We start from the raw sequence: 22,533 nt of genomic DNA on the forward strand, positions 1-22,533 counted from the left end.
TTTAGATATATGGTTGTTAAAAATCCTATTTTTAGCGCCTCAAAATCAATACAAGAATATCAATCATTTGTGGTAAACAGAAACAAAAAATGAAAGTTTTAAAATTTGGCGGTACATCGGTGGGCAGCCCTGAGAGGATGAAAAAACTGCTGGATATAATAAATGCTGCCGAAAGACAGATCGTGGTGCTTTCGGCGGTATCGGGCACTACCAATAGCCTGGTCGAAATAGGGCAGGCCTACCTGGCCGGCGACAAGGCCGTGGCTGCCGAACTGATCAAAAATTTAAAAAGTAAGTACGAAGTATTTATTAAAGACCTTTTTGCCAAACCTGAATACCTGCAACAGGGCAGGGAAGTGATCGATTACCACTTCGACCTATTGTCCAATCTTTCAAACGACTTGTTTACCAATATCGAAGAAAAGATCATCCTGGCACAGGGCGAACTGATCTCGACCACCTTATATCACGTTTACCTAAAGGAAGCTGGCGTACCGTCGGTATTGCTGCCGGCACTCGATTTTATGAAAATCGACGAGGATAACGAGCCGATGGTGGACTATATCACCGCGCACATTACGCCGCTTTTAGATGCACATCCCGATAATAACCTGTTCATCACGCAGGGCTATATCTGCCGTAATTCATTCGGTGAGATAGATAACCTTCGCCGCGGCGGCAGCGACTATACGGCATCATTGATAGGGGCAGCCATCCGCAGCGAGGAAGTTCAGATATGGACCGACATCGACGGGATGCACAATAACGATCCGCGCATCGTTAAAGGTACCAAACCGATTGCACAGCTATCATTTGATGAAGCAGCCGAGCTGGCTTATTTCGGCGCAAAGATATTGCACCCGCAAAGCGTGTTCCCGGCACAGAAGTATAAAATACCGGTTCGCCTGCTGAATACGATGGATCCAAAGGCCCCCGGCACTTTGATAACCAACGACAGCGAAAAGGACAGGATAAAATCCATCGCCGCTAAAGACGGGATCACGGCTATCAAGGTGCAATCCAGCCGCATGCTGCTGGCGCATGGCTTTTTGAGAAGGCTGTTCGAGGTTTTTGAAAGATACCGTACCTCGATAGACATGATCACCACTTCGGAAGTTGCCGTATCGCTGACTATCGACGATACTACTTACCTCGCCGAGATCGAAAAAGAACTGCTGGGCTTCGGCACGGTGGATATCGATAAAGATCAAACCATTATTTGTGTGGTGGGCGATTTCGGCGCCGAAAAGCACGGCTATGCCGCGCGTGTACTGGAGGCAGTGAAGCATATCCCGATCAGGATGATATCGTACGGTGGCAGCGATCATAACATGTCCATACTGCTCAATACTTCGGACAAAACCGAAGCGTTGAGAAGCTTGCATAATCGTTTATTCTAAAAAAAATCGTCATGGCGAGCGGTAGCGTGGCCATCTCTGCACATGCAATTAAGGGTGCTTTCCGGGGCACAGTCAGAGATTGCTTCGTTCCCCGCAACGACGCCTTAATTAAAGGAAATGTTCGACTTAGATACCATATCCCGCTTTGAAAATATAGAAACCCCGTTCTATTATTACGACCTGGGGTTATTGCGCCAAACTTTGCAGGCCTGCAAAACGGCTGCCGACAAATACGGTTTTCATGTGCATTATGCCATGAAGGCCAATTTCAATCCAAAAGTGCTGGAAGCCGTTCAATCCTACGGATTTGGCGCCGACTGCGTTAGCGGGAACGAAGTAACTACGGCCATTGCCAATGGTTTTGACAAAAGCAAAGTGGTTTTTGCCGGGGTAGGGAAGTCGGACAAAGAGATCAATATCGCCCTGGATGCTGATATTTTCTGCTTCAATGTGGAGTCGGTACAGGAGCTGAATATTATTAACGACCTGGCGAGAGCTAAAAACAAAACTGCCCGCGTGGCCATCCGCATAAACCCGAATGTAGACGCGCATACGCATCATTTCATTACTACAGGGCTGGATGAAAATAAATTCGGCATCAATAGCTGGCAGTTAAATGATGTAGCCGAAACGCTGCGTAATTGCAAGAACCTGCAGTTTGTAGGTATTCATTTTCACATCGGCTCGCAAATAACCGATATGGAAGTTTACCGCAGCCTGTGTATACGCATCAACGAGATGCAGCAGTGGTTCGAAGACCGCGGCTTCCAGGTGAAAGTATTGAATACCGGCGGCGGCCTCGGGGTTGATTATCATAATCCCGATACCAACAATGTCCCCGATTTCGGGAGCTATTTCAAAGTATTCAGGGATTTCCTGAACATTAAGCCCGGCCAGGAAGTACATTTTGAACTCGGTCGCGCATTGGTTGCACAATCTGCGGCCCTTGTTTCAAGGGTGCTGTATGTGAAAATGGGACAAAAGAAAAACTTCCTCATCCTTGATGCAGGGATGACGGAATTGATCAGGCCGATGCTCTATCAAGCGTATCAGAAGATAGAAAATTTAAGCCGGAAGTCAGAAGCCGGAAGTCAGAAGTCGGATATCTCCGGACTCAAAACTCCGGACTCAAGACTCAAATACGACGTCGTTGGCCCTATTTGCGAAAGCACCGATTGTTTCCAAAAGGACGTGGAACTGCCTGAATCGTTCAGGGGAGATATCTTCGCCATTCGCACCGCCGGGGCTTACGGCGAAGTAATGGCATCGCGCTATAACCTGCGGGATGCGATACAGAGCGTGTATTCTGAATAGTTAAAACTTTACCCCGGCCCTTATAAAAAACGCATTCCCAACTTCAGCAACGGCAAAAAATCGCTTTACGTTAATAAAATAGCTGGCCCTTGGCACAAGGCTGCGGAACAGGCGCGTATTAAAGTCGGTATCGCTGTCGTACCGCGGATCGTTCAAAATATTTTTGCCGAAACTGGTTCCCAAAAACCCCCTCAGCCCGTGCACGATCTCCGGGTCCTGCCCGTGAAATACAAACTCCGTTGTCAGCCCGATGGTGAACAGATCGGTCCTCGCATCGACGACATAATCGGCATTATTTACCACCTGCTTCCTGAAATCCGCATACGCACCAAATTCATGACTGTAAGCCGCCTCAAAGCCAAGATACCGCCAATCCAGGTTGTCATATTTGGCAAGCAGGTTGGCCGACAGCCGCGCCCCGTATGCGCCAAAAAACTTATCCTTAAAATCAGGATTTGGCTCATTGCTGTCGCTTGATCTTTCATAATTCCCCGCCACACCAAACACCCCCCAGGCAAAATTCGCATTATCCGATTTGAAGCCCTGGCTGTAATTCAGTTGTGCACTCACCTGCGAGTTTATATAAGTTGGGTCCGAATAAACGTTAAGGCCTGCTGAAGCATAATTAGCTATCTTTTCTTTACTAAATGATGCGGGTTTTGGCATATAGGCAATATCCTGGTGGTAAAGCGCCGGGGCGTAAACGTGATTACTGCACGAACTGTATATCACGGCCGGGCAAACCAATATGACAAGGAGTTTAAGTTTCATAAAGTAGGTTACGTATGCAAACCGCAATATATAACAATTGCATATTCTACTTTTAAATTAATATCTAAATTGCTTATGTTTACGCCGCCGATAACAAGTGTATGTTTAACAGTTATTCGCTTTTAGTCTGGCAGCCAGTTTATACACCATTTTTTAATTGATACGTATGGATCAATTTGTCATCGGGGTCGATTATGGCACCGATTCAGTTCGTTCAGTTGTTGTTAATGCAGCCGATGGAAAGGAAGTAGCATCATCTGTCTTTAATTATCCCCGCTGGCAGCAGGGTATGTATTGTGACGCTGCCCATAACCGGTTTCGGCAGCACCCGCTTGATTATGTCGAGGGGCTCGAACAAACTATCAAAGATTGTATCGCGAAAGCCGGACCTCTGGTAGCGTCGTCTGTCAAAGCGATCTCGGTTGATACCACTGGCTCAACCCCTGTGGCGGTTAACAAAGCCGGTGCGCCGCTGGCCTTAACGCCCGGTTTCGAAAACAATCCTAATGCCATGTTCGTGCTTTGGAAAGATCATACCGGGGTGAAGGAAGCCGGCGAGATCAACGATCATGCTGCAAAATTCGATATCAATTACCTGCAATATGTCGGCGGGATATATTCGTCCGAGTGGTTTTGGGCTAAGCTGCTGCATATATTAAGGGCCGATGAAAAGGTGCGGAAAGCCTGTTACACCTGGGTTGAACATTGCGATTGGATACCTTTTTTGCTTACCGGGGGCACAAAGGCCGACGATATCAGGCGCGGACGTTGTTCCGCAGGGCACAAAGCCATTTGGTCAGAAGCATTTGGCGGCTACCCGCCCGATGATTGGTTTTCGTCGCTCGACCCTTTATTAAAAGGATATGCTGCAAATCTCCCTAAAGAGACTTATACCTCGGATACTTCAGCAGGAACGCTGAGTGCAGAATGGGCGCAGCGGCTTGGTTTACCTGCCGGTGTTATAGTTGGCGTTGGTGCTTTTGATGCACACATGGGCGCGGTAGGCGGGCAGATAGAGCCATACCATCTGAGTAAAGTGATGGGCACTTCCACCTGCGATATGCTTGTAGCCCCGAAAGCTGATTTTAAGGACAAACTGGTGAAAGGTATATGTGGCCAGGTGGATGGTTCTGTTATACCGGGCATGATAGGCCTTGAAGCGGGGCAGTCAGCCTTTGGCGACACCTATGCCTGGTTCAGGAAACTTTTGGAATGGCCCCTGCAGTTTATTGATGATAAAGAATTGCGGGAAAAAGTTTCTGCGCAGATCATACCCGAATTAAGCCGGCAGGCCGCTGCTTTGCCTTTGGATGAAGATGCGGAACTGGCTATCGACTGGCTAAATGGCCGTCGCACGCCGGATGCCGATCAATTATTAAAGGGTGCTATAAATGGGCTTAGCCTGGGCAGCGATGCACCGCGCGTTTTCCGCGCATTGGCCGAGGCTACCTGTTTTGGCGCCAAAGCCATCGTTGAGCGATTTGAAAGCGAAGGCGTCCCTGTTAAAGGTTTGATAGGCATAGGCGGCGTGGCAAAAAAATCGCCCTACATTATGCAAATGATGGCCGATGTTATGCAAATGCCTATCCGTATCCACCAGTTTGAACACACCTGCGCATTGGGGGCGGCCATGTTTGCGGCTACCGCCGCAGGCGTCTACACCAATGTGGAAGCAGCTATGGCGGCCATGGGCGGAGGCTTTGATAAGGAGTATTTCCCGGATCAGTCGAAGGCATCCTTATATCAAAAACGCTATCAGCGCTATCTCGAACTGGGTAAATATATCGAACAGGAGACAAATAAATGAGTAAATACCAGCATATCCGCGAAGCAGCTTACTACGCTAATATGGAATTGCCGAAGCTGAATTTGGTTATATTCACCTTTGGCAATGTGAGCGCCGCCAACCGCGATCTTGGCGTATTCGCCATTAAACCGAGTGGTGTGCCGTATGCCGAACTTACGCCCGGCAAAATGGTTATAGTAGATTTTGACGGAAATGTGGTAGAGGGAGATCTCCGCCCTTCATCCGACACCAAAACCCATGCGGTTTTGTATAAGCATTGGGATATAGGCGGCATTTGTCACACGCATTCCACTTATGCTACCTCCTGGGCTCAGGCGCAGCGCGATATACCCATATATGGTACAACCCATGCCGATCATAAAACGGTAGATGTACCCTGTGCACAGCCGATGGACGATGAAATGATCAAAGGCGACTACGAATACCAGACCGGTTTCCAGATCATGAACTGTTTGAGTGAAAGGAAACTTGATTACCGCGAAGTGGAAATGATACTGGTTGGCAATCACGCGCCTTTCACCTGGGGAAAAAGCGCCGATAAGGCTGTTTATAACAGCGCAGTGCTGGAGTCGATAGCGCAGATGGCCTACCTTACCGAACAGATAAACCCCGATTGCGCGCGCCTGAAAGAATCGCTCATTAAAAAGCATTATGAACGCAAACACGGACCGGATTCCTATTATGGGCAATAATTATTTGATCATGAAACGGACGGCATCCGTACTTCTTCTCTTAACTTATTTCGCGGCAACGTCGGCACAAACCCGGCCGGCGGTCGCCGCAACGCCTCCAATGGGTTGGAATAGCTATAATTGCTATGGCTCTGCCATCCACGAAAACGAGGTAAAGGCCAACGCCCGTTATATGGCGCGGCATTTGAAACAATATGGCTGGCAATATGTGGTGGTGGATTTTTTGTGGTCCTATGATAATCCACCTGGAAGCAATATCGGTAACCCTTTTCAGAAAAATCTGGACGACGGATCATTTATCCCCTGGCTTACCATGGATAAATGGGGCAGGCTGACACCCCAACCAACCAAGTTCCCGTCTGCATTTGGAGGCAAGGGGTTCGCCCCGCTGGCAAAGTATGTTCACGCGCTGGGTTTAAAGTTTGGCATACATGTAATGCGCGGCATACCCAGGCAGGCAGTATGGGCACGATCACCGGTGCTGGGCGCCAAAGGTATTACCGCCGATATGATAGCCGATACCAATTCTAAGTGTTCGTGGATGAATCACATGTATGGGCTGGATATGGCAAAGCCCGGCGCCCAGGCTTACCTTAATTCCCTGCTTAAATTATATGCTGCCTGGGGTGTCGACTTTATTAAGGTAGATGATATAGCCAGGCCCTACAGTGCATCGGAAATAGAGGGTTACAGCAAAGCCATCGCAAACTGCGGGCGCCCGATGGTGCTCAGTATATCCCCGGGCGAAACTCCTTTTAAGCAAGCCGTACATTTAAAGCAGAACGTGAATATGTGGCGCATGGCCGATGATTTCTGGGATAATTGGAGCATGCAATTAAAAATGTTCGATTATGCAAAGCAATGGGAAGGCACAGGTGGCCCCGGGCACTGGCCCGATTGCGATATGTTGCAAATTGGCAAACTATCTAAACGTGGCCCGGTAGGGCCCGAACGATACAGCCGTTTTACCGAAGACGAATTGTACACGCACATGACCTTTTGGTGCATTTATCGTTCCCCGCTTATACTGGGCGGCAACCTGCCCGAAAACAGGCCGTTGGAAGTCAGGCTGTTTTCAAATGCAGAAGTATTAGCGGTTAACCAGCAGGGCGCCAACCCGCGCCAGCTCTATAAAAGGGACAGTACAATGGTTTGGTATTCGCATCTAACCGGCAGTAAAAATATTTACGCGGCATTGTTCAATCTGAGCGATCATCCGAAAGAAGTTGACATTGATTTTGACGATCTAAATATGAACGGCAATGTCGGTGTAAGGGATCTTTGGAAAAAACAGGATTTGGGGTCTTTCAAGAAAAGTTATAAGCATAAGATCAATGCCCATGGTGCTCTGCTACTAAAGCTTTCAACCAACGATAAACTGAGCAGGAAATAATTACATCGGTACTCACAAAAATCATTTTAATAAAGACAGGAATTTATAAAAGCAATATGATCAATCTAAAAGACTACGAAGTCTGGTTCGTCACCGGCAGCCAGCATTTATATGGCGAAGAAACGCTTAAACAGGTAGCGGAGCATTCACAGCAAATTGCAAAAGAGCTGGATTCGGCATCGCAGATTCCGGTAAAAGTTGTTTTTAAACTGACGGTAAAATCGCCGGAAGAAATATACAGCATTTGCCAGGAGGCTAATACAGCAAAAAATTGTATCGGCATCATTGCCTGGATGCATACCTTTTCGCCGGCCAAAATGTGGATAGGCGGATTGAAGATATTACAGAAACCAGTTTTACACCTGCATACCCAGTTTAACCGTGATATCCCATGGGATAGCATCGACATGGACTTTATGAACCTGAACCAAAGCGCCCACGGCGACCGCGAGTTCGGTTTTATGATGAGCCGGATGCGGATGGAACGGAAAGTGGTTGTAGGCCACTGGCAGGATAGCGAAACACTGGAACAGATCAATACCTGGACCCGCGCTGCCGCGGGCTGGCACGATTGGCAGGGTGCGCGTTTTGTCCGTTTTGGCGATAATATGCGTTATGTGGCGGTTACCGATGGTGACAAGGTAGAAGCCGAGATGAAATTCGGTTATTCCGTAAATACCCATGGCGTCGGCGACCTGGTAAAAGTGGTTAATGCCATAAGCGATGGAGAGATTGATCAACTGACTGCCGAATATGAAGACCGCTATGCAGTTGTAGCTTCTTTAAGAAAGGGAGGGGATCAATATAACTCGCTTCGCGAAGCTGCTAAAATAGAATTGGGATTAAAATCTTTTTTGCACGACGGCAATTTCAAAGGCTTTACGGACACCTTCGAGGACCTGCACGGCCTGGTGCAACTGCCCGGTATAGCTGCGCAAAGATTGATGGGGCAGGGCTACGGCTTTGCTGCGGAAGGCGACTGGAAAACCGCCGCATTAGTTAGGGCTATGAAAGTTATGGGCAGCGGCCTGAAAGGCGGCAACGCTTTTATGGAAGATTATACCTATCATTTCGACCCTGCAGATCCGATGGTGCTGGGTTCGCACATGCTGGAAATTTGTGAGTCCATAGCCGACGGCAAACCCAAATGCGAGATACACCCCCTTGGCATCGGCGGCAAAGCCGACCCGGTGCGACTGGTATTTAATGTAGCTGGCGGACCGGCGCTGAATGCATCAGTAATTGACATGGGCAACAGGTTCAGGCTGCTTGTGAACGAGGTGGAAGCCGTAGCGCCGAAACACGATCTGCCCAAATTACCTGTTGCAAGGGTATTATGGAAACCATATCCCGATATGAAAACCGGCTGTGCCGCGTGGATATTGGCAGGCGGTGCCCACCACACTTGCTACAGCCAGAATTTGACATCAGAACATTTAGGCGATTTTGCCGATATGGCAGGCATCGAATGTGTGCTTATCGGAAAAGAAACCAATTTGCGACAGCTAAAAAATGAATTAAAATGGAGCGAAGTATATTACCGGTAATCCTGGTAACTGATCACAAGTCAACTAATCACTAGTCTCAAAATGCACGCTATTATATTCGACCTTAACGGCACGATGATCAATGACATGGATTATCATACCCGTGGCTGGTTATACTTGTTGAATAACGTTCTGGGCGGTAATTTTACCTGGGACGAAGTGAAACCGCAGATGTACGGCAAAAACCAGGAAGTACTTGTCCGGATGTTTGGCGCAGGCAGGTTTACTGATGAAGAAATGGAACGGCTTTCTATCGAAAAGGAAAGACGCTACCAGCAGGAATTTTTTCCTGATCTGAAGTTGCTTCCCGGCTTGAACGGGTTCCTGGAGAAAGCTTATCAACAGGGCATCCCTATGGCTATTGGGTCCGCCGCCATTCCATTTAATATCGATTTTGTGCTCGATAATCTAAATATCAGGCATTATTTTAAAGCTATCGTCAGCGCCGACGATGTATTATTGAGCAAACCCAATCCCGAAACATTTCTAAAATGCGCCGAACTGCTCAATGCCGACCCAACCGAGTGCCTGGTTTTTGAAGACGTGCCGAAAGGAGCGGAAGCTGCGCTAAATGCCGGAATGAAAACCATTATACTTACCACCACACATCAGCCGGAGGAGTTTAACGGCTTAGACAACGTACTTCACTTTGCTAACGACTTTGAGGATGAATTTTTAAGCCGGTTATTGGCGTGAATATTATTGCTTGTATTATAAATATTTATCCATACCTTGCCGCCTTTAAAAATTAATTTATAATGAAACAAGGAACAGTAAAATTCTTTAATGCAACAAAAGGTTTTGGCTTTATCGTACCTTCAGAGGGTGGCCAGGAAATATTTGTTCATTCTTCAGGCCTGATTGACGAAATTCGTGAGAACGATAAAGTTCAATTCGAGGTTGAAAGCGGCCGTAAAGGTCCAAATGCGGTAAATGTAAAAGTTATTTAATCATAAATAATACCATTGCAATCGTATCAGTCCCGGCAAAAACCGGGACTTTTTTCGTTTTAAATACCTTGCTATGTACCAGTTAAAGGTTTTTTAACAGAAAAGTTAAACACTATTCATAACTGCTTGTTAACTTTAATTATACACTTGCAAAAACTATACATCATGAAAGATTCAGCAAAAATAATAGTAGCGCTTTTGGCCGGCGCAGCGGCTGGTGCCGCGGTGGCCTTGTTATTGGCCCCAAGCAGCGGTTCGGAATTAAGGGACGACATCGCCGATTATGTGAACGATATCACCGGTTCCATCCGCAATAAAGCCGAGTCGGCAGCGAATAACCTGCGCGAATATGGTAACAGCACACTGGACAGGTCAAAGTCTAAATTCAGGAGCACAGTAAACGACCTGGCAAACCTGAAGGAAGATGTGGCCGATAAGGTAAGGTCGCGGTCGAACAATGTGGTTGAGGCCGGCAAAGAAGCCATTGGTCATGCAAAGTCGCGCGTTAAAGGCGCAGCTGATGACCTTAATGATTCGATACAAGGCGCTTAATTAACACAGCACCCATCTAAAAAAGAAAAGCCCGCGGCAACCGCGGGCTTTGTTGGTTTGAACAAACACACCTGTTCAAATTTTATTTAGCAGTCCAGTTATTATTACTTTCGTCGGCGTCCATAAATATTCCGCCGTCTATCTTAGCCGATTTAATGCTCTTATTATTTTTGAAGCTGATGGTGGCGTGCTCCTGATCTTTCTCCCAAACGGCAGACGTTTGATGGATGCGGCCGGTGGTACCGTCCGAATAAGTCAGCACCAGGTCGAACGGTGCGGCGAAGCCTCCGATATTCTGCACATCGAATTTATAGCCTGCACCTATTTTTGTTACGTTTTTAAGCGCAAGGTCGATATAGCCATTGGTAAAGAACCAATTATTGAAGAACCAGTTCAAATTTCTGCCCGATCCGCTGCTCATCGAATTAAAATAATCCCATGGAATAGGGTGTTTTCCGTGCCAGTTGCCCATGTAAGTATGCAACGCTTTTTTGAAAAGGTCGTCGCCAAGCATATCTTTCAAAGCCAGGTAGCTTAACGAAGGTTTACCATATTCATTATTGCCAAGCCCGCCTCTCAATTCGGTACCCTGGGTAATTATCGGCTGGTCTTCTGCGGTCGACGGGTCGTGTATCCAGCCTGTTATCCTGAATTGCTTATATAAATTTTCAGCTTTTTCCTTGCCAACCTCGGCAGTGCCTATCAACAACTCCAAAGTAGTTGCCCAGCCTTCATCCATAAAGCCATAACGGGTTTCGTTAATGCCCATGTAAAAAGGGAAGTAGGTATGCGCTATCTCATGGTCCTGCACCAATTGGGCAAAACTCAGGCTGCCGGTATGGCTGTCGTTTACCATCATCGGGTACTCCATATCAGCAAAACCCTGGAAGGCGGTCATTTTTGGAAAAGGGTAGGGTACACCCGGCCAGTTGTTGGAAAACCAGCTTAGCGCATTCCGGCCAAACTGAACAGAATGATGAAAATCCATTGATTTATCAAGAAACGCGGCTTGCATGCTTGCCCTTCTGCCCGTGGCCTTATCAACTACCACACTGGCTGCGTCCCAGTCGTAATGATCGCTTATACCTAATGCTACATCCGTTATATAGTTTGCTTTCCAGGTCCAGGTATTCATTTCGTCCTGGGCCGTTATTTTTTTACCCGCCAGGTCTTCAGGAGTAGCTATGTGAATAGTTGAATCGCTGGTCATCGACTTTTCAAGCCTTTCAGCATATTCGGGCTGCAATACTTTGTTTGGATTTTGCAATGTGCCCGTAGCCCAAACAATAAAATTCTTTGGGACGGTAACGTTCAGCGTATAATCGTTAAAGTCGTTATAAAATTCAAGTGCATCTACAAACTCTGTGCGGTCCCAGCCCACATAGTCATCATAAACCGATACCCTTGGGTAAAAATAAGCCAGGTAAAACGAAGTGGAATCGATAACCCCCTCGCGACCGCCACCGGTAACCAATTGGTAATGCCAGGCCACGTCAAGTTTCACCGAATCATGCGGCATTAGCGGTTTCGAAAGGCTAACATACTGGTTTGTAGTACGGGCCTGTTTGTTATTCCAGTTTTTCTTTTCGCCATTTACTTTAAATTCATCCACCTGTATGCCTTCAGCAAGGTAATCTTCGGTCGTCCCCGAAAACCGGGCTGCGCCTGGCCTGTGTATGTTCATTATAAGCTTGATATTAAGCCTTTTCAGGGTGTCCGGACTGTTGTTGATATAGGTGATCTGCTCGGTGCCGGTGACATCTTTTTTTGGAGGAGCAACAGTTATGGAAATATTGTAGCGGCCAAAGTTTTGCCAGTAGTTTTTGCCGGGCTTGCCGTCTGCAGAACGGGTGCCGTTGTGGTATGCCTTTTTTATATCGCGCGGCATGTAAAGTTCCTGCGCATTGGCCTGTATGATTAATAATAAAAATAAGGCCGATAGAATAGTAGATCTTAACATCATCGTAATTTTGGGGCAAATTACATATTATTCGCAGACAAACACATGTGCCAAAATCAACAATGTATACCTGCCGCGCTGGCGGCGCTTTGTAAATAAATGGTTACAAATATTGCATTAAAGCCGATAATTCTGTTACTTTGGTATAGTTATTTTAATAGGGGTATTAAATAACTTTTCTAAAGCCGGATCCATGGGGTCCGGCTTTTCTTTTCAGTCAAATCCGCTTATTCCAATACCTTTTGCGCAAGATACTCTTCTGATATCAATGTGAACAGCCTGTCGTTGTCAACGTTTTCGTCGCAGCATTCTTTTAATAATTGCTTTATCCGTTCGTCGCCCATAAACTGGTTGATGAGTTGGAGCATCCGGAAGGAGGTAAGGGCCAGGTTTTCTATCATGCACATATACAGGATGATGTCCATATCGTTCATGATCTTGGTTTTTCCGGAATGGTTACCAAATTGATAGGCTTCCTCTATCACCGCTTTTACAACCTCGCAGCCATCATCCGATGCTTTTGAATCAAGTATATTGTATATTTCATCTATCCGCGCCTGTTGTTTTTTTGAATCATCAAGCGCCTCCAGTATGGCCAGCTGCATGTTATGAAATGAAGCGATCTCGGCCAGCGGCGGGAGGTGTCTGATCAGGTACCCTTTGGTACAGTTTACCCTGTTTAGTTGATGGATGAATAATTGCTTAAGATCGGCTTGACTCAGAAATTCATTTATTTCGGTTTTCATAGTTTCATAGGTTTTTGTTCTATAACACCATAATTCCAATTAAGTTCAAATTTTTAGCTCGTGATGATTAGGAGTACCGGCGATTTGCATTCCTCCCATCTTTTTTTGACTTTTAATAAATTCATCTTTACATTCGCCATATCATCAGTGTGCCCGCACACACCCTAAATTAAGACAATGAAAAAAGCTATTTTCATACTATTATCCCTGTTTTGCACTGCTTGTTTCGCACAGCAAATAAAATACACCGTTGGCAATAACGAATGGGATGCGGATTCGCTGGGGAATCAGCGGGTGGTATTGTCGGTCGGCGCCAAGGAAAATAACGTGGCAAAAGCTGTCATCGAATGGCGAAGGAACGATACACATCCGGAAGACAAGCAGCTATTTGTTGTTGATGCCAATTCAAATAAAAGGATATTCAACGTAAAAATTGAATCTATAACACGCGAAAGCGATACTATCTTCTTCCAGCCTTCGTCCGGCTCAAAATATTATGTTTATTATTTACCTTATAAGATAGACCGGAAGTCGAACTATCCGAATGCCAAATACTTAAAACCACAGGAAACAGCCGACCCTGCCTGGCTCCGGAGCATAGCAGAAACAAAGGATATTCCATTGGCAAAAGTCGAATCTATCCAGGCTATTAATGCCTTTAATAGTTTTTACCCGATGGAGGTCATTGCCACAGGATCGGAAGTAAAGGCACTGAAGGGCAAATACCCGTCAAAAAAATACCTGGTGTTTCCCGAGGACCGGATGCACCCCATCAAAATGAAGCACGACCTGCCGCAGCGCTGGATATTGAAGGGATTGACAAGCACATTTAACGGCAAGGCTGACCGTGGCGAAAACTATGCTTACCAACTTGGTATCTACCCGGTTTCGCGGGATATGAAAAATGTTAAGATTACCTTCTCCGGTCTGAAAAGTGCAAACGGTACTATTTCGTCCAAAGTTATGTCGTGCCTTAACACCAATGGTATCGATTATAAAGGAAATCCTTTTACAAAACAGGTGGATGTTGCCAAAGGCGATGTGCAAGCCATGTGGTGTTTGGTAAATATTCCTCCAAGTGTGCCGCCGGGTATTTATACAGGCTATGCGACAGTCGGCGCCGAAGGATTACCGTCAACACGGATTAACATCAGCCTGAAAATTGAAAATAAGACCGCTCTAAACGGTGGCGTTGATGAACCGCAGAAACAAACCCGCCTGTCCTGGCTTAACTCGACCATGGCGCAAAAAAATGATGTCATCAAACCCTACATACCATTAAAGGTTGAGGGGCAAAGCATAGCTCTTCTCGGTCGCAGGGTGATACTGGACAATAGCGGGCTCCCCAAAAATATCGAGACCTTTTTTACTCCGGAAATGACGGAGATGACCGGTAAACCTAAACAGGTGCTAAACCAACCCATCAGCTTTATGCTGGAAACCAAAAATGGGGAAAAGGTGTTATGGAAGCCGTCGGCGGTTAAGTTCACCGAAAAAACGGCCGGAACCGTAAAGTGGCAGGCACAGAACACCCTTGCCGGTTTGCAGATGGATGTTACCGGTTCAATGGAATTTGATGGTTTTATAGCCTACACGATGAAGGTAACTGCCTTGCAGGATATCAGCTTCAACGATCTGCGCCTGCATATCCCGATGAATAAAAAGGCGGCCACTTATATGATGGGGCTAAACTTGAAAGGGGAGAAGCGCCCTGAAAGCTACGATTGGAAATGGGATGTGGCCCATAAGAACCAGGATGGCGCATGGATAGGCAGCGTTAACGCCGGCTTACAGTATTCGCTGCGCGACGAGCATTATGTCCGGCCGCTTAACACCAACTTTTACCTGCAACGCCCGTTGTTGCTGCCAACTTCGTGGGGGAATGATAATAAGGGCGGGATCAGGATAACCGAAGCCGACAGTACCGTTTGGGTGAACAATTACAGCGGCACCCGCACTATGAAAAAGGGCGAAGTGTTGTATTATAATTTCAACCTGCTGATAACGCCGTTCCATACCATCAATACCAATTTCCAGTGGGCCACGCGGTTTTATCATAAGTATAATAACCTGGATACGATTAAAGCGACAGGCGCCACCGTGGTCAACATTCATCACGGAACACCTATCAATCCTTACATCAATTATCCTTTTATCGCGCATGATGCCATGAAGGCCTACATTGACAAGGCGCACAGTAAGGGCTTGAAAGTGAAGATATACAACACTATACGCGAACTATCCAACAGCGCCTACGAACTTTACCCGCTGCGCAGTTTGGGTCATGAGGTCTTCTCACCGGGCAAGGGCGGCGGTTATTCCTGGCTGCAGGAGCATTTGGGGGACGATTATATTGCTGCCTGGTATGTGCCTGAATACAAGGATGCTGCCATCATCAACAGCGGGATGAACCGCTGGCATAATTACTATGTGGAGGGGATGAACTGGCTGGTGCAGAATGTGGGTATCGACGGCATTTACCTGGATGACGTGGCATTTGACCGGGTTACGATGAAACGGATCAAGCGTGTACTTACCGCTGATGGACACCCCGGTATCATCGATCTGCATTCGGCTAACCAATATGACAAAGCGGACGGCTTTAACAACAGCGCCAACCTGTATATGGAGAATTTTCCTTATTTGAACCGTTTGTGGTTTGGCGAATATTTTGATTATGAAAAAAACTCGCCTGATTTTTTCCTCACCGAAGTATCGGGCATACCTTTCGGGCTGATGGGCGAAATGCTGCAGGGCGGGGGGAATCCGTGGCGGGGCATGGTGTACGGCATGACGAACCGCATGCCCTGGAGCGATAATGCCGACCCGCGCCCGATATGGCATGTTTGGGACGACTTCGGCATGCAAAACAGCAAAATGATAGGCTACTGGGTGGATGATTGCCCCGTTAAAACCAACAACCCTGAAGTATTGGCGACAGTTTATAAAAAAGATAAAAGCGCCCTTATAGCTATTGCCAGTTGGGCGGCCGATGATGTCAATATCAAATTGCAAATAGATTGGAAAGCGTTAGGCATCGATCCGCCCAAAGCGACTATCACTGCACCGGAAGTAATGAATTTTCAGCCCAAAGCTGAGTTTCAAGACGGGCAGGATATTAAAGTTCAAAAAGGGAAGGGGTGGATGATTGTTGTGAGAGAACACGATTAACAAATTATGTGATTTGATTCATAAAGACTCTATCTTGTTAATCGATCAAATCATTTAGTCGTGTCCAAATCTACATCCGGCTTTTTGCCACCCTGCGGGCGTTCAAAAAAGATATTCCGTGGCGTATAATTATTAAAGAACCCGCAATTCTTTAAAAAGAAGGACTGCCCTTTAACACCGCCCGCGTAATCCATGCGGTAACCTTTGGCGCCGGTATTATCTGCCGTAAAACGCGCTTTGGTTAGTTCGATCCATTTACCATTACTGTCACATATCCATTCGTTATTGAATTGTACCTCGCGGGTTTTGGTGCCTTGTTCCGGTTCAAAATTTTCGAGAAAGGAATGCAGGTGCTTCAGGTAAGTATCGGTTTTTGGCCTGCTGAAACTGGCGATCAGTTCCCATTTACCGGTTTCGGGTGCAAAAAAATATGCAGTATAGGTTGTGCGCCCTTTGCCGTCGGGTTTAGCGTGCACCAGGAACTTATAGGTATTGCCCGCCTTCCACATAAAATTCATATAACTCTGCCCGCCTGAACCCTCGTTGCCGAACTCGCCCGTGTGCACGTTGCCGCCTTTTTTTAACATGATGATCTTTTGATCGTCGGGTATAGACTTGGGGTCATCCGTATTAAACGGGCTCCAGACCGAAAACAGGATATGTCTTTCCGTTGGCGAGTTTACCTGCATCCCAAAATAGCCCTCCGCAAAACCGCAGGCCATAAAATAAGACCCTAAAACGTCATTTCCCTTCGGAACGGTTACCTCGTTATAAAACCATTCGGCATTCACCCCGTCTGGTACAGTATAACCCAGGTGAACAGAAGGACCGCGACGGCCCCAGTAAAAGAACTCGCCTTCGTTGTTCTTTACAAAATTCATTTTGCTTTTAGCCGCTTCGCCTGATACTGCAATGCCCGCTACATCAGCAAAAATATCGCCCGTTTTTGAAATGCCTTTTAGTTGGAATTTGACATAGCCTGTATCTCTTATCACCCAATCGCCCACGTAAACGTCTCTGAAACCAACGCCCGATGTCGTAATAGTTTTGCTGATGCCTAATGCACTAATAGATATCGAACTCCTGCCTTTCGGAATGGACATATGCAAATAAACAGTGAGTTTGCCGGTTCGCCCAAAACGTACATAGGAAGCGAACCTAGCTTTGAGCGAGCTCCAGTTTACAATACCATCCTTGCTGATATTACCACCGATAGTGTCTTTATCCGTCCGCCACGCGTTACCACCAAATGGTATCAGAGCAAGCGTATCAATGGTTTTTTTTGACCTCCCAAAAGCATAACCTGTTGAGATGGTCATCAGCAATGCACAGATGACCGATACTGCTGTTATCCGGTTGCTATATCTTTTTACAGGTGTCATATCAAGCTTTTAAGCGTTGCCAGGTTTTGGTGATGATTTGCTCCAGTAATTCAAGGTCTTCTTCCAATTTTGCCACCAACGCCAGCTGTGCCCGCGCACGCTGCAGGTTATGACGGGGAGAATTTATTTTGAAATAATGATCGCCCTCCAGGTAATCGGTCAGAAAGCGCACAGCCTGAATGTAGGGCAGCAGCAGAACACCCTTTATAAGCGAATTTACCTCGGTTTCGGTCAAAAATGGTTTCGCTTCCTGCAGGAAACCTTTGGTGTATGCTTCAAACAAATGCATATTCAGGCCAATATGGTCCGGGCCTTCCTCGTCTTCGGCCGCAGTATTGATGATGGTGCGTATCGAGTCACCAAAATCGTAAGCAACGTATCCCGGCATTACCGTGTCCAGGTCTATTACGCATTGCGCATTATCATTTTGGTCAAGCAGGACATTGTTAAACTTCGTGTCGTTATGCACTATGCGCAGCGGTAAAGTTCCCGCCCGGCCTAAACGTAATATTTCACTCATGGCATTGCTGCGCTCCTGAATAAACCCGACCTCAGGAACGACATCTTTCAATCGCCCGGCTTTATCTTCATCCATCGCTTTTTGAAGGTTCGCCAGCCGGAATTCAATATTATGAAAATCGGGTATGGTATCCTTTACCAGGCCAACGTCCAGATCGGCAAGCAAGGCAAGGAAACCCCCGAAAGCTTTGCCACCTTCGAAGGCTTGCTTTTCGGTGTTCACCATATCGTAGCTCTTGGTGTTTTTCAGAAACGTAAATACACGCCAGTAGTTGCCGTCATGATCCTGAAAATAAGGATCGCCGCTTCGGGACTCAATAATGGTGAGGACATTGCTGTCAGACCTGATCTTTTGTTTTAAATGCCGGGTAACATTCACCAGGTTATTCATCAGCAGGGGAACATTCCGGAAAACGTGGTGATTGATGCGCTGCAGCAGGTAATCGCTGCCGTTTACATCGGTATTTACGATACGATAGGTATCGTTGATATGGCCCGAGCCAAATGGTTTTACCGATGCGATAACAGCGTCGATCTTAAACTCCGGAATGAGACTGTAAATTTGGTTGTCTGTCAGCGAATTGGTACCCATCAATCTTTCAAATATCGGGAAAACAGGCGTAAACTTTTACGACGGATAAAAAAAAGTATGTATGCCTGTAAAGTCGCCATCTTTTTCTATTTTCAACACTTGTATGAGGTGGAGTTTTATTTTGATCTTTTTCCAGTTTAGTTTTTTAGCGACGGCAGTAGCACAAGCATCAAACCCCCAGGTCCATATTTCTCCTAAACCTTCGTGGATAGGCCAGTATAAAAATTACGATAAGAGACCCCCTTCCCGTGCAATAAATGATGGCTACTTTAATGCGTTAACCGACTTCCAGATCAATGTGGATCAAAAGCAGGCGTACCGCCATTTCATCCGCGAAATAGTGTCAGGTACCGGCATTCAAAACGGTTCGCAGATCAGTGCCGACTTTGACCCGTCCTACGAGCGCCTTGATTTTCATGAGGTAATTGTCTGGAGGGATAATAAACCGCAAAACCGCTTGCGGATAGGCGACTTTAAATTACTGGCTGACGAGCAGGATTTTTCAAGATTTATATACCGGGGTGGTTATTCGGCTAACCTGATATTAAGTGACATACGAAAGGGAGACCGGATCGAATACTCATATACCATCACCGGCAGAAACCCCATATTCGATGGAAAGTTCAGCAGGAATATTTATTTGCAGAATGACAAAATAATTGCCCATCAATACATTTCTATTGTCGCTTCTTCATCAAGAAAGCTGAACATGAAATTTTTCAATAAAGCAGCAAAGCCTGATATCACGGAGACAGGGGGGCTTAAAAGATATACGTGGGAGAGTTTCCAGGTTGAACCGGTCATCGACTTCAGCAATGAACCGGCTTGGTGCAATCCGTATGATTACGTGCAGGTAAGTGAATATAACAGTTGGTCGGACGTTACCAGCTGGGCCTATAGCATAAATCAGCCTGCAACAAATATCAGGGGCGAACTGGCTGACGTAACTGGAGCACTCAGGAAAAAATACGGCGCGGATAAGGCAGGCTATTTTCGCGAAGCTGTGCGGATGGTCCAAAACGATGTCAGGTATATGGGTATCGAGATTGGTGAGTATTCGCACAGGGCAAACCGGCCCGAAAAAGTTTACGCGCAGCGCTACGGTGATTGTAAGGATAAGTCACTGTTGCTTGTTTCTATGCTGAAGGCGGGCGGAATAGAAGCGTATATGACATTAGTGAATGCCGACCTAAATGATAAGATCGACCAATTCATCCCAACGTCCGGAGCTTTTAATCACGCGGTTGTTGTTGCTATTATAGACGGTAAGCAGGTTTGGGTTGATGCAACGATATCAAACCAGGGGGGCGACGGAACAGATATTTATTTTCCTGATTATGGGAAAGGGCTTATTCTTAAACCGGGTAATTCGGAGCTTTCAGCTATACCGGTTTCTCCAACCGGAAGGGTGGTTTGCCTTGAGACCTATACGGTTAAGGATGAAAATTCGAAAGTGAAATTCGACGTAAGCACCACGTACACGCGTGAGCAGGCCGACAGGCAAAGGGACAAGATAGCGGAAGCAAGTATGACGGAAACCGAAAAAAGTTACCTGGATTATTATTCAAAAATATATCCCAAAATTGAGGCGACCGATTCGATCAGGGTAATCGACGACCCGCATAAAAACGTCCTGACGATGATCGAAAGTTATACGATAGGTAATTTTTATAAAAAAGATTCGATTTCGGGCAAATTGACAGCTGATTTTTATGCCAACTATATTAGCGATCTGCTGCCATCACTATCCAACCAGGATAAAAACCCGGTAAGCGTAAGTTACCCTTATGCCATAGATTATACTATTAAAGTAGTTTTGCCCGGCGGATGGAACATTACAGATGCAAGTAATTCGATAGACCGGGATGCCTACAAGTTCGCATCTCATTATTTTGTAAGCCAGGACACGCTTTCTCTTAATTATCAATTTAATTATCTTAAAGATTTTGTTGCGGCCAACAAACTATCCCAATTTAAGAAGGATATCACGACGCTTAAAGATAATGGGCTGGGATATTCAATACAGGCAAATATGGCCAGCCCGCCTTTTATCCTGAATAAATGGCTGCTTATTGCCGCGCTTATATTTTGCGGGGGGCTGGTTGTGCTTGCGGTCAAACTTTATCAGGTGGAAACGCCTCCTATTGTCTTTACGCCCGGTTCATATTTTGTGCCGATAGGTGGTTGGCTCATCCTGGTAATGATAGGGCTCATAATAACGCCGTTGACTGCGTTATATGAGTTGGGGGGCGAGCATTATTTAAGTTTGACAAAGTGGAACGCCCTTATGAACGGCAATAAAAGCATCATATTTAAGGCTACGCTGGTATATGAAACTTTTGGGTACGTTTTTATTGGATGTTATTCAGCATTTTGCCTCGTCTTGTTTTGGAACAAGCGCGACATATTGCCTAAATACATCGTCGGTTACTATTTAGCAGTAGCTGGGTTTTATGTTATAGATTACTTTTTCGCACTTGCTCTAGATAGTCCCGTGGACCAACTCGAATCGTCGATTCTCAGGTCAGTTATTGCCGGCGGGATTTGGATATCTTATTTTAAGCGTTCAACCCGGGTCGAACACACTTTTATTGTGCCCTATCCGCATGGTAATTACAGTTTTGAAGAAGAAGCAGGTAAAGTATAACTACCAGATTACTTTTCCAGGATAAAAGTAACATTCGTCCAGTTAGCCGATGTGGTGGTAGCCTGCAGGCATTGTTTGATCACCCAACCTTCGTCCAGGTACTTGTTAACGTCTTTTATTTCGTAAGCCGAATGACGATTGGTAACGGTTTGTTCGTAAACATTAATATTTACTGTAATTACTTTTTGTGCCATGTATCCGTAGGTTTGTAGCACAAATGTACAAATTAAACCCTTTCCAACAGCGGGGCAGAGGATAAAGGGTGATAATGGCGGCTTATTACCAGTTCCAATATCTGTTTGGTATTATCAGGATAATCAACACCTATAACCTTACCGTTCTCAAGCCAGTTTAATATAGTTTCGTTATGCTTGGGTTTCAGGCTTTTTATTACTGGTATACCCATTGATTTGAGTGCAGCTGCATTTAATTGTTGTTCATACTGCCCCTTCATCGGGATCACCAGAAGCTTCTTCCCCAGGAAAAGAGCCTCCGCCGGCGTTTCAAAGCCGGCTCCGCAAAGTACCCCGGCTGATTGCGCCATGCTTTTCACAAACTTTTCGTTGTTGATGGGCTGTATTGAAATATTTTTGTGTTTTGATACCTTTTTGTTGTGTTTTGAGAAAACATCCCATTCCACGTTTTTAAACTCCGATAGTCTTTCTATCAGGCGCTTGTCGTCATAAGCAGGCAGGTAAACCGTGTAATGTCCCTTGTTGGCTATCTTTTGTTCACGCACCTGCTTTCGTATAACGGGGGTAAATATATTTTCCTCGAACCGTTTAAAGTGGAAACCATATTGCGTGGTTGTTGGGGCGTAATTTTTCAGGATGAGTTTGCCTATCATATCCGATTCGTCGGGCCTTGGCACATCTTCGCTCAATACAGCAGCCTGGTGGCTCAATCCGATACAAGGCTTGTTTTTCATATAACATGCCCAGGCCGAAACAGGTTCAAAATCATTGATCACCAAGTCATATTCTTCTACGGGTACCTTATTTACTTCCTTCAGGAATTTGCGGAAACTGGCCTTATAAAAGGTTTTCCAAATATCCACGCCGCCTGATTTGCCGAATATAAATCCAAAGCC

The 22,533-nt window shown here is 46.1% G+C and carries 18 protein-coding genes; 11 read left to right on the forward strand and 7 right to left on the reverse strand.

The genetic code is table 11. The features are described from left to right. Positions 1-89: 89 nt before the first annotated feature. Both VL525_RS00445 and lysA read left to right on the forward strand, forming a co-directional pair. Positions 90-1,400 carry an aspartate kinase gene (locus VL525_RS00445; protein ID WP_325382149.1) on the forward strand — a complete coding sequence of 437 codons (1,311 nt, stop codon included), beginning with the start codon at positions 90-92 and terminating at the stop codon, positions 1,398-1,400. Between the two features lie 117 nt (positions 1,401-1,517). Next, positions 1,518-2,714: a diaminopimelate decarboxylase gene (lysA, locus tag VL525_RS00450; RefSeq protein ID WP_325382151.1), complete on the forward strand. Its 1,197-nt coding sequence runs from the start codon at positions 1,518-1,520 to the stop codon at positions 2,712-2,714. On the opposite strand, the gene VL525_RS00455 is transcribed toward lysA, so the two are convergent. After that, complete coding sequence (locus VL525_RS00455) at positions 2,715-3,485, reverse strand: hypothetical protein (protein WP_325382153.1); 771 nt, start codon at positions 3,483-3,485, stop codon at positions 2,715-2,717. Positions 3,486-3,651: 166 nt separating this feature from the next. Here VL525_RS00455 and VL525_RS00460 point away from each other — a divergent pair, with 166 nt between their 5' ends. The 7 genes from VL525_RS00460 to VL525_RS00490 all read left to right on the forward strand — a co-directional run bounded on the left by VL525_RS00460 (position 3,652) and on the right by VL525_RS00490 (position 10,426). After that, positions 3,652-5,292: a ribulokinase gene (locus VL525_RS00460; protein ID WP_325382155.1), complete on the forward strand. Its 1,641-nt coding sequence runs from the start codon at positions 3,652-3,654 to the stop codon at positions 5,290-5,292. After that, a complete protein-coding gene (locus VL525_RS00465) occupies positions 5,289-5,984 on the forward strand; it encodes an L-ribulose-5-phosphate 4-epimerase (protein ID WP_325382157.1) in 696 nt (231 codons plus the stop codon). Before VL525_RS00460 ends, VL525_RS00465 begins: the two co-directional genes overlap by 4 nt. A 10-nt stretch (positions 5,985-5,994) precedes the next feature. After that, positions 5,995-7,377, forward strand: coding sequence for a glycoside hydrolase family 27 protein (locus tag VL525_RS00470; protein WP_325382159.1), 1,383 nt, complete (start codon positions 5,995-5,997; stop codon positions 7,375-7,377). A gap of 56 nt (positions 7,378-7,433) precedes the next feature. Beyond that, positions 7,434-8,924: an L-arabinose isomerase gene (araA, locus tag VL525_RS00475; protein ID WP_325382161.1), complete on the forward strand. Its 1,491-nt coding sequence runs from the start codon at positions 7,434-7,436 to the stop codon at positions 8,922-8,924. Positions 8,925-8,966: 42 nt separating this feature from the next. Continuing rightward, a complete protein-coding gene (locus tag VL525_RS00480) occupies positions 8,967-9,620 on the forward strand; it encodes an HAD family phosphatase (protein WP_325382163.1) in 654 nt (217 codons plus the stop codon). A gap of 62 nt (positions 9,621-9,682) precedes the next feature. Beyond that, on the forward strand, positions 9,683-9,874 hold the full coding sequence (locus VL525_RS00485; RefSeq protein ID WP_147033440.1) for a cold-shock protein: 192 nt from the start codon (positions 9,683-9,685) through the stop codon (positions 9,872-9,874). Positions 9,875-10,039: 165 nt separating this feature from the next. Beyond that, on the forward strand, positions 10,040-10,426 hold the full coding sequence (locus VL525_RS00490; RefSeq protein WP_325382167.1) for a YtxH domain-containing protein: 387 nt from the start codon (positions 10,040-10,042) through the stop codon (positions 10,424-10,426). Positions 10,427-10,508: 82 nt separating this feature from the next. On the opposite strand, the gene VL525_RS00495 is transcribed toward VL525_RS00490, so the two are convergent. Together VL525_RS00495 and VL525_RS00500 are read right to left on the reverse strand one after the other, a co-directional pair. Beyond that, entirely contained in the window at positions 10,509-12,389 is a 1,881-nt protein-coding gene (locus VL525_RS00495) for a M1 family metallopeptidase (protein ID WP_325382169.1), read from the reverse strand. A 224-nt stretch (positions 12,390-12,613) separates the two neighbouring features. Then, positions 12,614-13,132 (reverse strand): DUF892 family protein, encoded by a 519-nt coding sequence (locus VL525_RS00500; protein ID WP_325382171.1) that lies wholly within the window; start codon positions 13,130-13,132, stop codon positions 12,614-12,616. Between the two features lie 177 nt (positions 13,133-13,309). Between VL525_RS00500 and VL525_RS00505 the strand changes: the two genes are divergently transcribed. Continuing rightward, positions 13,310-16,303 (forward strand): glycoside hydrolase domain-containing protein, encoded by a 2,994-nt coding sequence (locus VL525_RS00505; protein ID WP_325382173.1) that lies wholly within the window; start codon positions 13,310-13,312, stop codon positions 16,301-16,303. A gap of 50 nt (positions 16,304-16,353) precedes the next feature. On the opposite strand, the gene VL525_RS00510 is transcribed toward VL525_RS00505, so the two are convergent. Continuing rightward, positions 16,354-17,685 carry a DUF3472 domain-containing protein gene (locus VL525_RS00510; protein ID WP_325382175.1) on the reverse strand — a complete coding sequence of 444 codons (1,332 nt, stop codon included), beginning with the start codon at positions 17,683-17,685 and terminating at the stop codon, positions 16,354-16,356. A gap of 1 nt (position 17,686) precedes the next feature. Beyond that, positions 17,687-18,796 (reverse strand): aminoglycoside phosphotransferase family protein, encoded by a 1,110-nt coding sequence (locus VL525_RS00515; protein WP_325382177.1) that lies wholly within the window; start codon positions 18,794-18,796, stop codon positions 17,687-17,689. 103 nt (positions 18,797-18,899) lie between these two features. Between VL525_RS00515 and VL525_RS00520 the strand changes: the two genes are divergently transcribed. Beyond that, positions 18,900-21,443, forward strand: a complete 2,544-nt coding sequence (locus tag VL525_RS00520) for a DUF3857 domain-containing protein (protein ID WP_325382179.1) — start codon at positions 18,900-18,902, stop codon at positions 21,441-21,443. 8 nt (positions 21,444-21,451) lie between these two features. Here VL525_RS00520 and VL525_RS00525 read toward each other — a convergent pair whose 3' ends face one another. Then, a complete protein-coding gene (locus VL525_RS00525) occupies positions 21,452-21,637 on the reverse strand; it encodes a hypothetical protein (RefSeq protein ID WP_325382181.1) in 186 nt (61 codons plus the stop codon). A 32-nt stretch (positions 21,638-21,669) separates the two neighbouring features. After that, a partial coding sequence (locus VL525_RS00530; RefSeq protein ID WP_325382182.1) for a glycosyltransferase family protein occupies positions 21,670-22,533 on the reverse strand: 864 nt, incomplete at its 5' end.

The sequence above is a fragment of the Mucilaginibacter sp. genome (genome assembly GCF_035492695.1).
Taxonomy (GTDB): Bacteria; Bacteroidota; Bacteroidia; order Sphingobacteriales; family Sphingobacteriaceae; genus Mucilaginibacter.

Excerpts from the sequence above, each read along its gene's own strand:
- VL525_RS00445 (WP_325382149.1), top strand. The coding sequence starts at position 90 with ATGAAAGTTTTAAAATTTGGCGGTACATCGGTGGGCAGCCCTGAGAGG.
- lysA (WP_325382151.1), top strand. The coding sequence starts at position 1,518 with ATGTTCGACTTAGATACCATATCCCGCTTTGAAAATATAGAAACCCCG.
- VL525_RS00455 (WP_325382153.1), bottom strand. The coding sequence starts at position 3,485 with ATGAAACTTAAACTCCTTGTCATATTGGTTTGCCCGGCCGTGATATAC.
- VL525_RS00460 (WP_325382155.1), top strand. The coding sequence starts at position 3,652 with ATGGATCAATTTGTCATCGGGGTCGATTATGGCACCGATTCAGTTCGT.
- VL525_RS00465 (WP_325382157.1), top strand. The coding sequence starts at position 5,289 with ATGAGTAAATACCAGCATATCCGCGAAGCAGCTTACTACGCTAATATG.
- VL525_RS00470 (WP_325382159.1), top strand. The coding sequence starts at position 5,995 with ATGAAACGGACGGCATCCGTACTTCTTCTCTTAACTTATTTCGCGGCA.
- araA (WP_325382161.1), top strand. The coding sequence starts at position 7,434 with ATGATCAATCTAAAAGACTACGAAGTCTGGTTCGTCACCGGCAGCCAG.
- VL525_RS00480 (WP_325382163.1), top strand. The coding sequence starts at position 8,967 with ATGCACGCTATTATATTCGACCTTAACGGCACGATGATCAATGACATG.
- VL525_RS00485 (WP_147033440.1), top strand. The coding sequence starts at position 9,683 with ATGAAACAAGGAACAGTAAAATTCTTTAATGCAACAAAAGGTTTTGGC.
- VL525_RS00490 (WP_325382167.1), top strand. The coding sequence starts at position 10,040 with ATGAAAGATTCAGCAAAAATAATAGTAGCGCTTTTGGCCGGCGCAGCG.
- VL525_RS00495 (WP_325382169.1), bottom strand. The coding sequence starts at position 12,389 with ATGATGTTAAGATCTACTATTCTATCGGCCTTATTTTTATTATTAATC.
- VL525_RS00500 (WP_325382171.1), bottom strand. The coding sequence starts at position 13,132 with ATGAAAACCGAAATAAATGAATTTCTGAGTCAAGCCGATCTTAAGCAA.
- VL525_RS00505 (WP_325382173.1), top strand. The coding sequence starts at position 13,310 with ATGAAAAAAGCTATTTTCATACTATTATCCCTGTTTTGCACTGCTTGT.
- VL525_RS00510 (WP_325382175.1), bottom strand. The coding sequence starts at position 17,685 with ATGACACCTGTAAAAAGATATAGCAACCGGATAACAGCAGTATCGGTC.
- VL525_RS00515 (WP_325382177.1), bottom strand. The coding sequence starts at position 18,796 with ATGGGTACCAATTCGCTGACAGACAACCAAATTTACAGTCTCATTCCG.
- VL525_RS00520 (WP_325382179.1), top strand. The coding sequence starts at position 18,900 with ATGAGGTGGAGTTTTATTTTGATCTTTTTCCAGTTTAGTTTTTTAGCG.
- VL525_RS00525 (WP_325382181.1), bottom strand. The coding sequence starts at position 21,637 with ATGGCACAAAAAGTAATTACAGTAAATATTAATGTTTACGAACAAACC.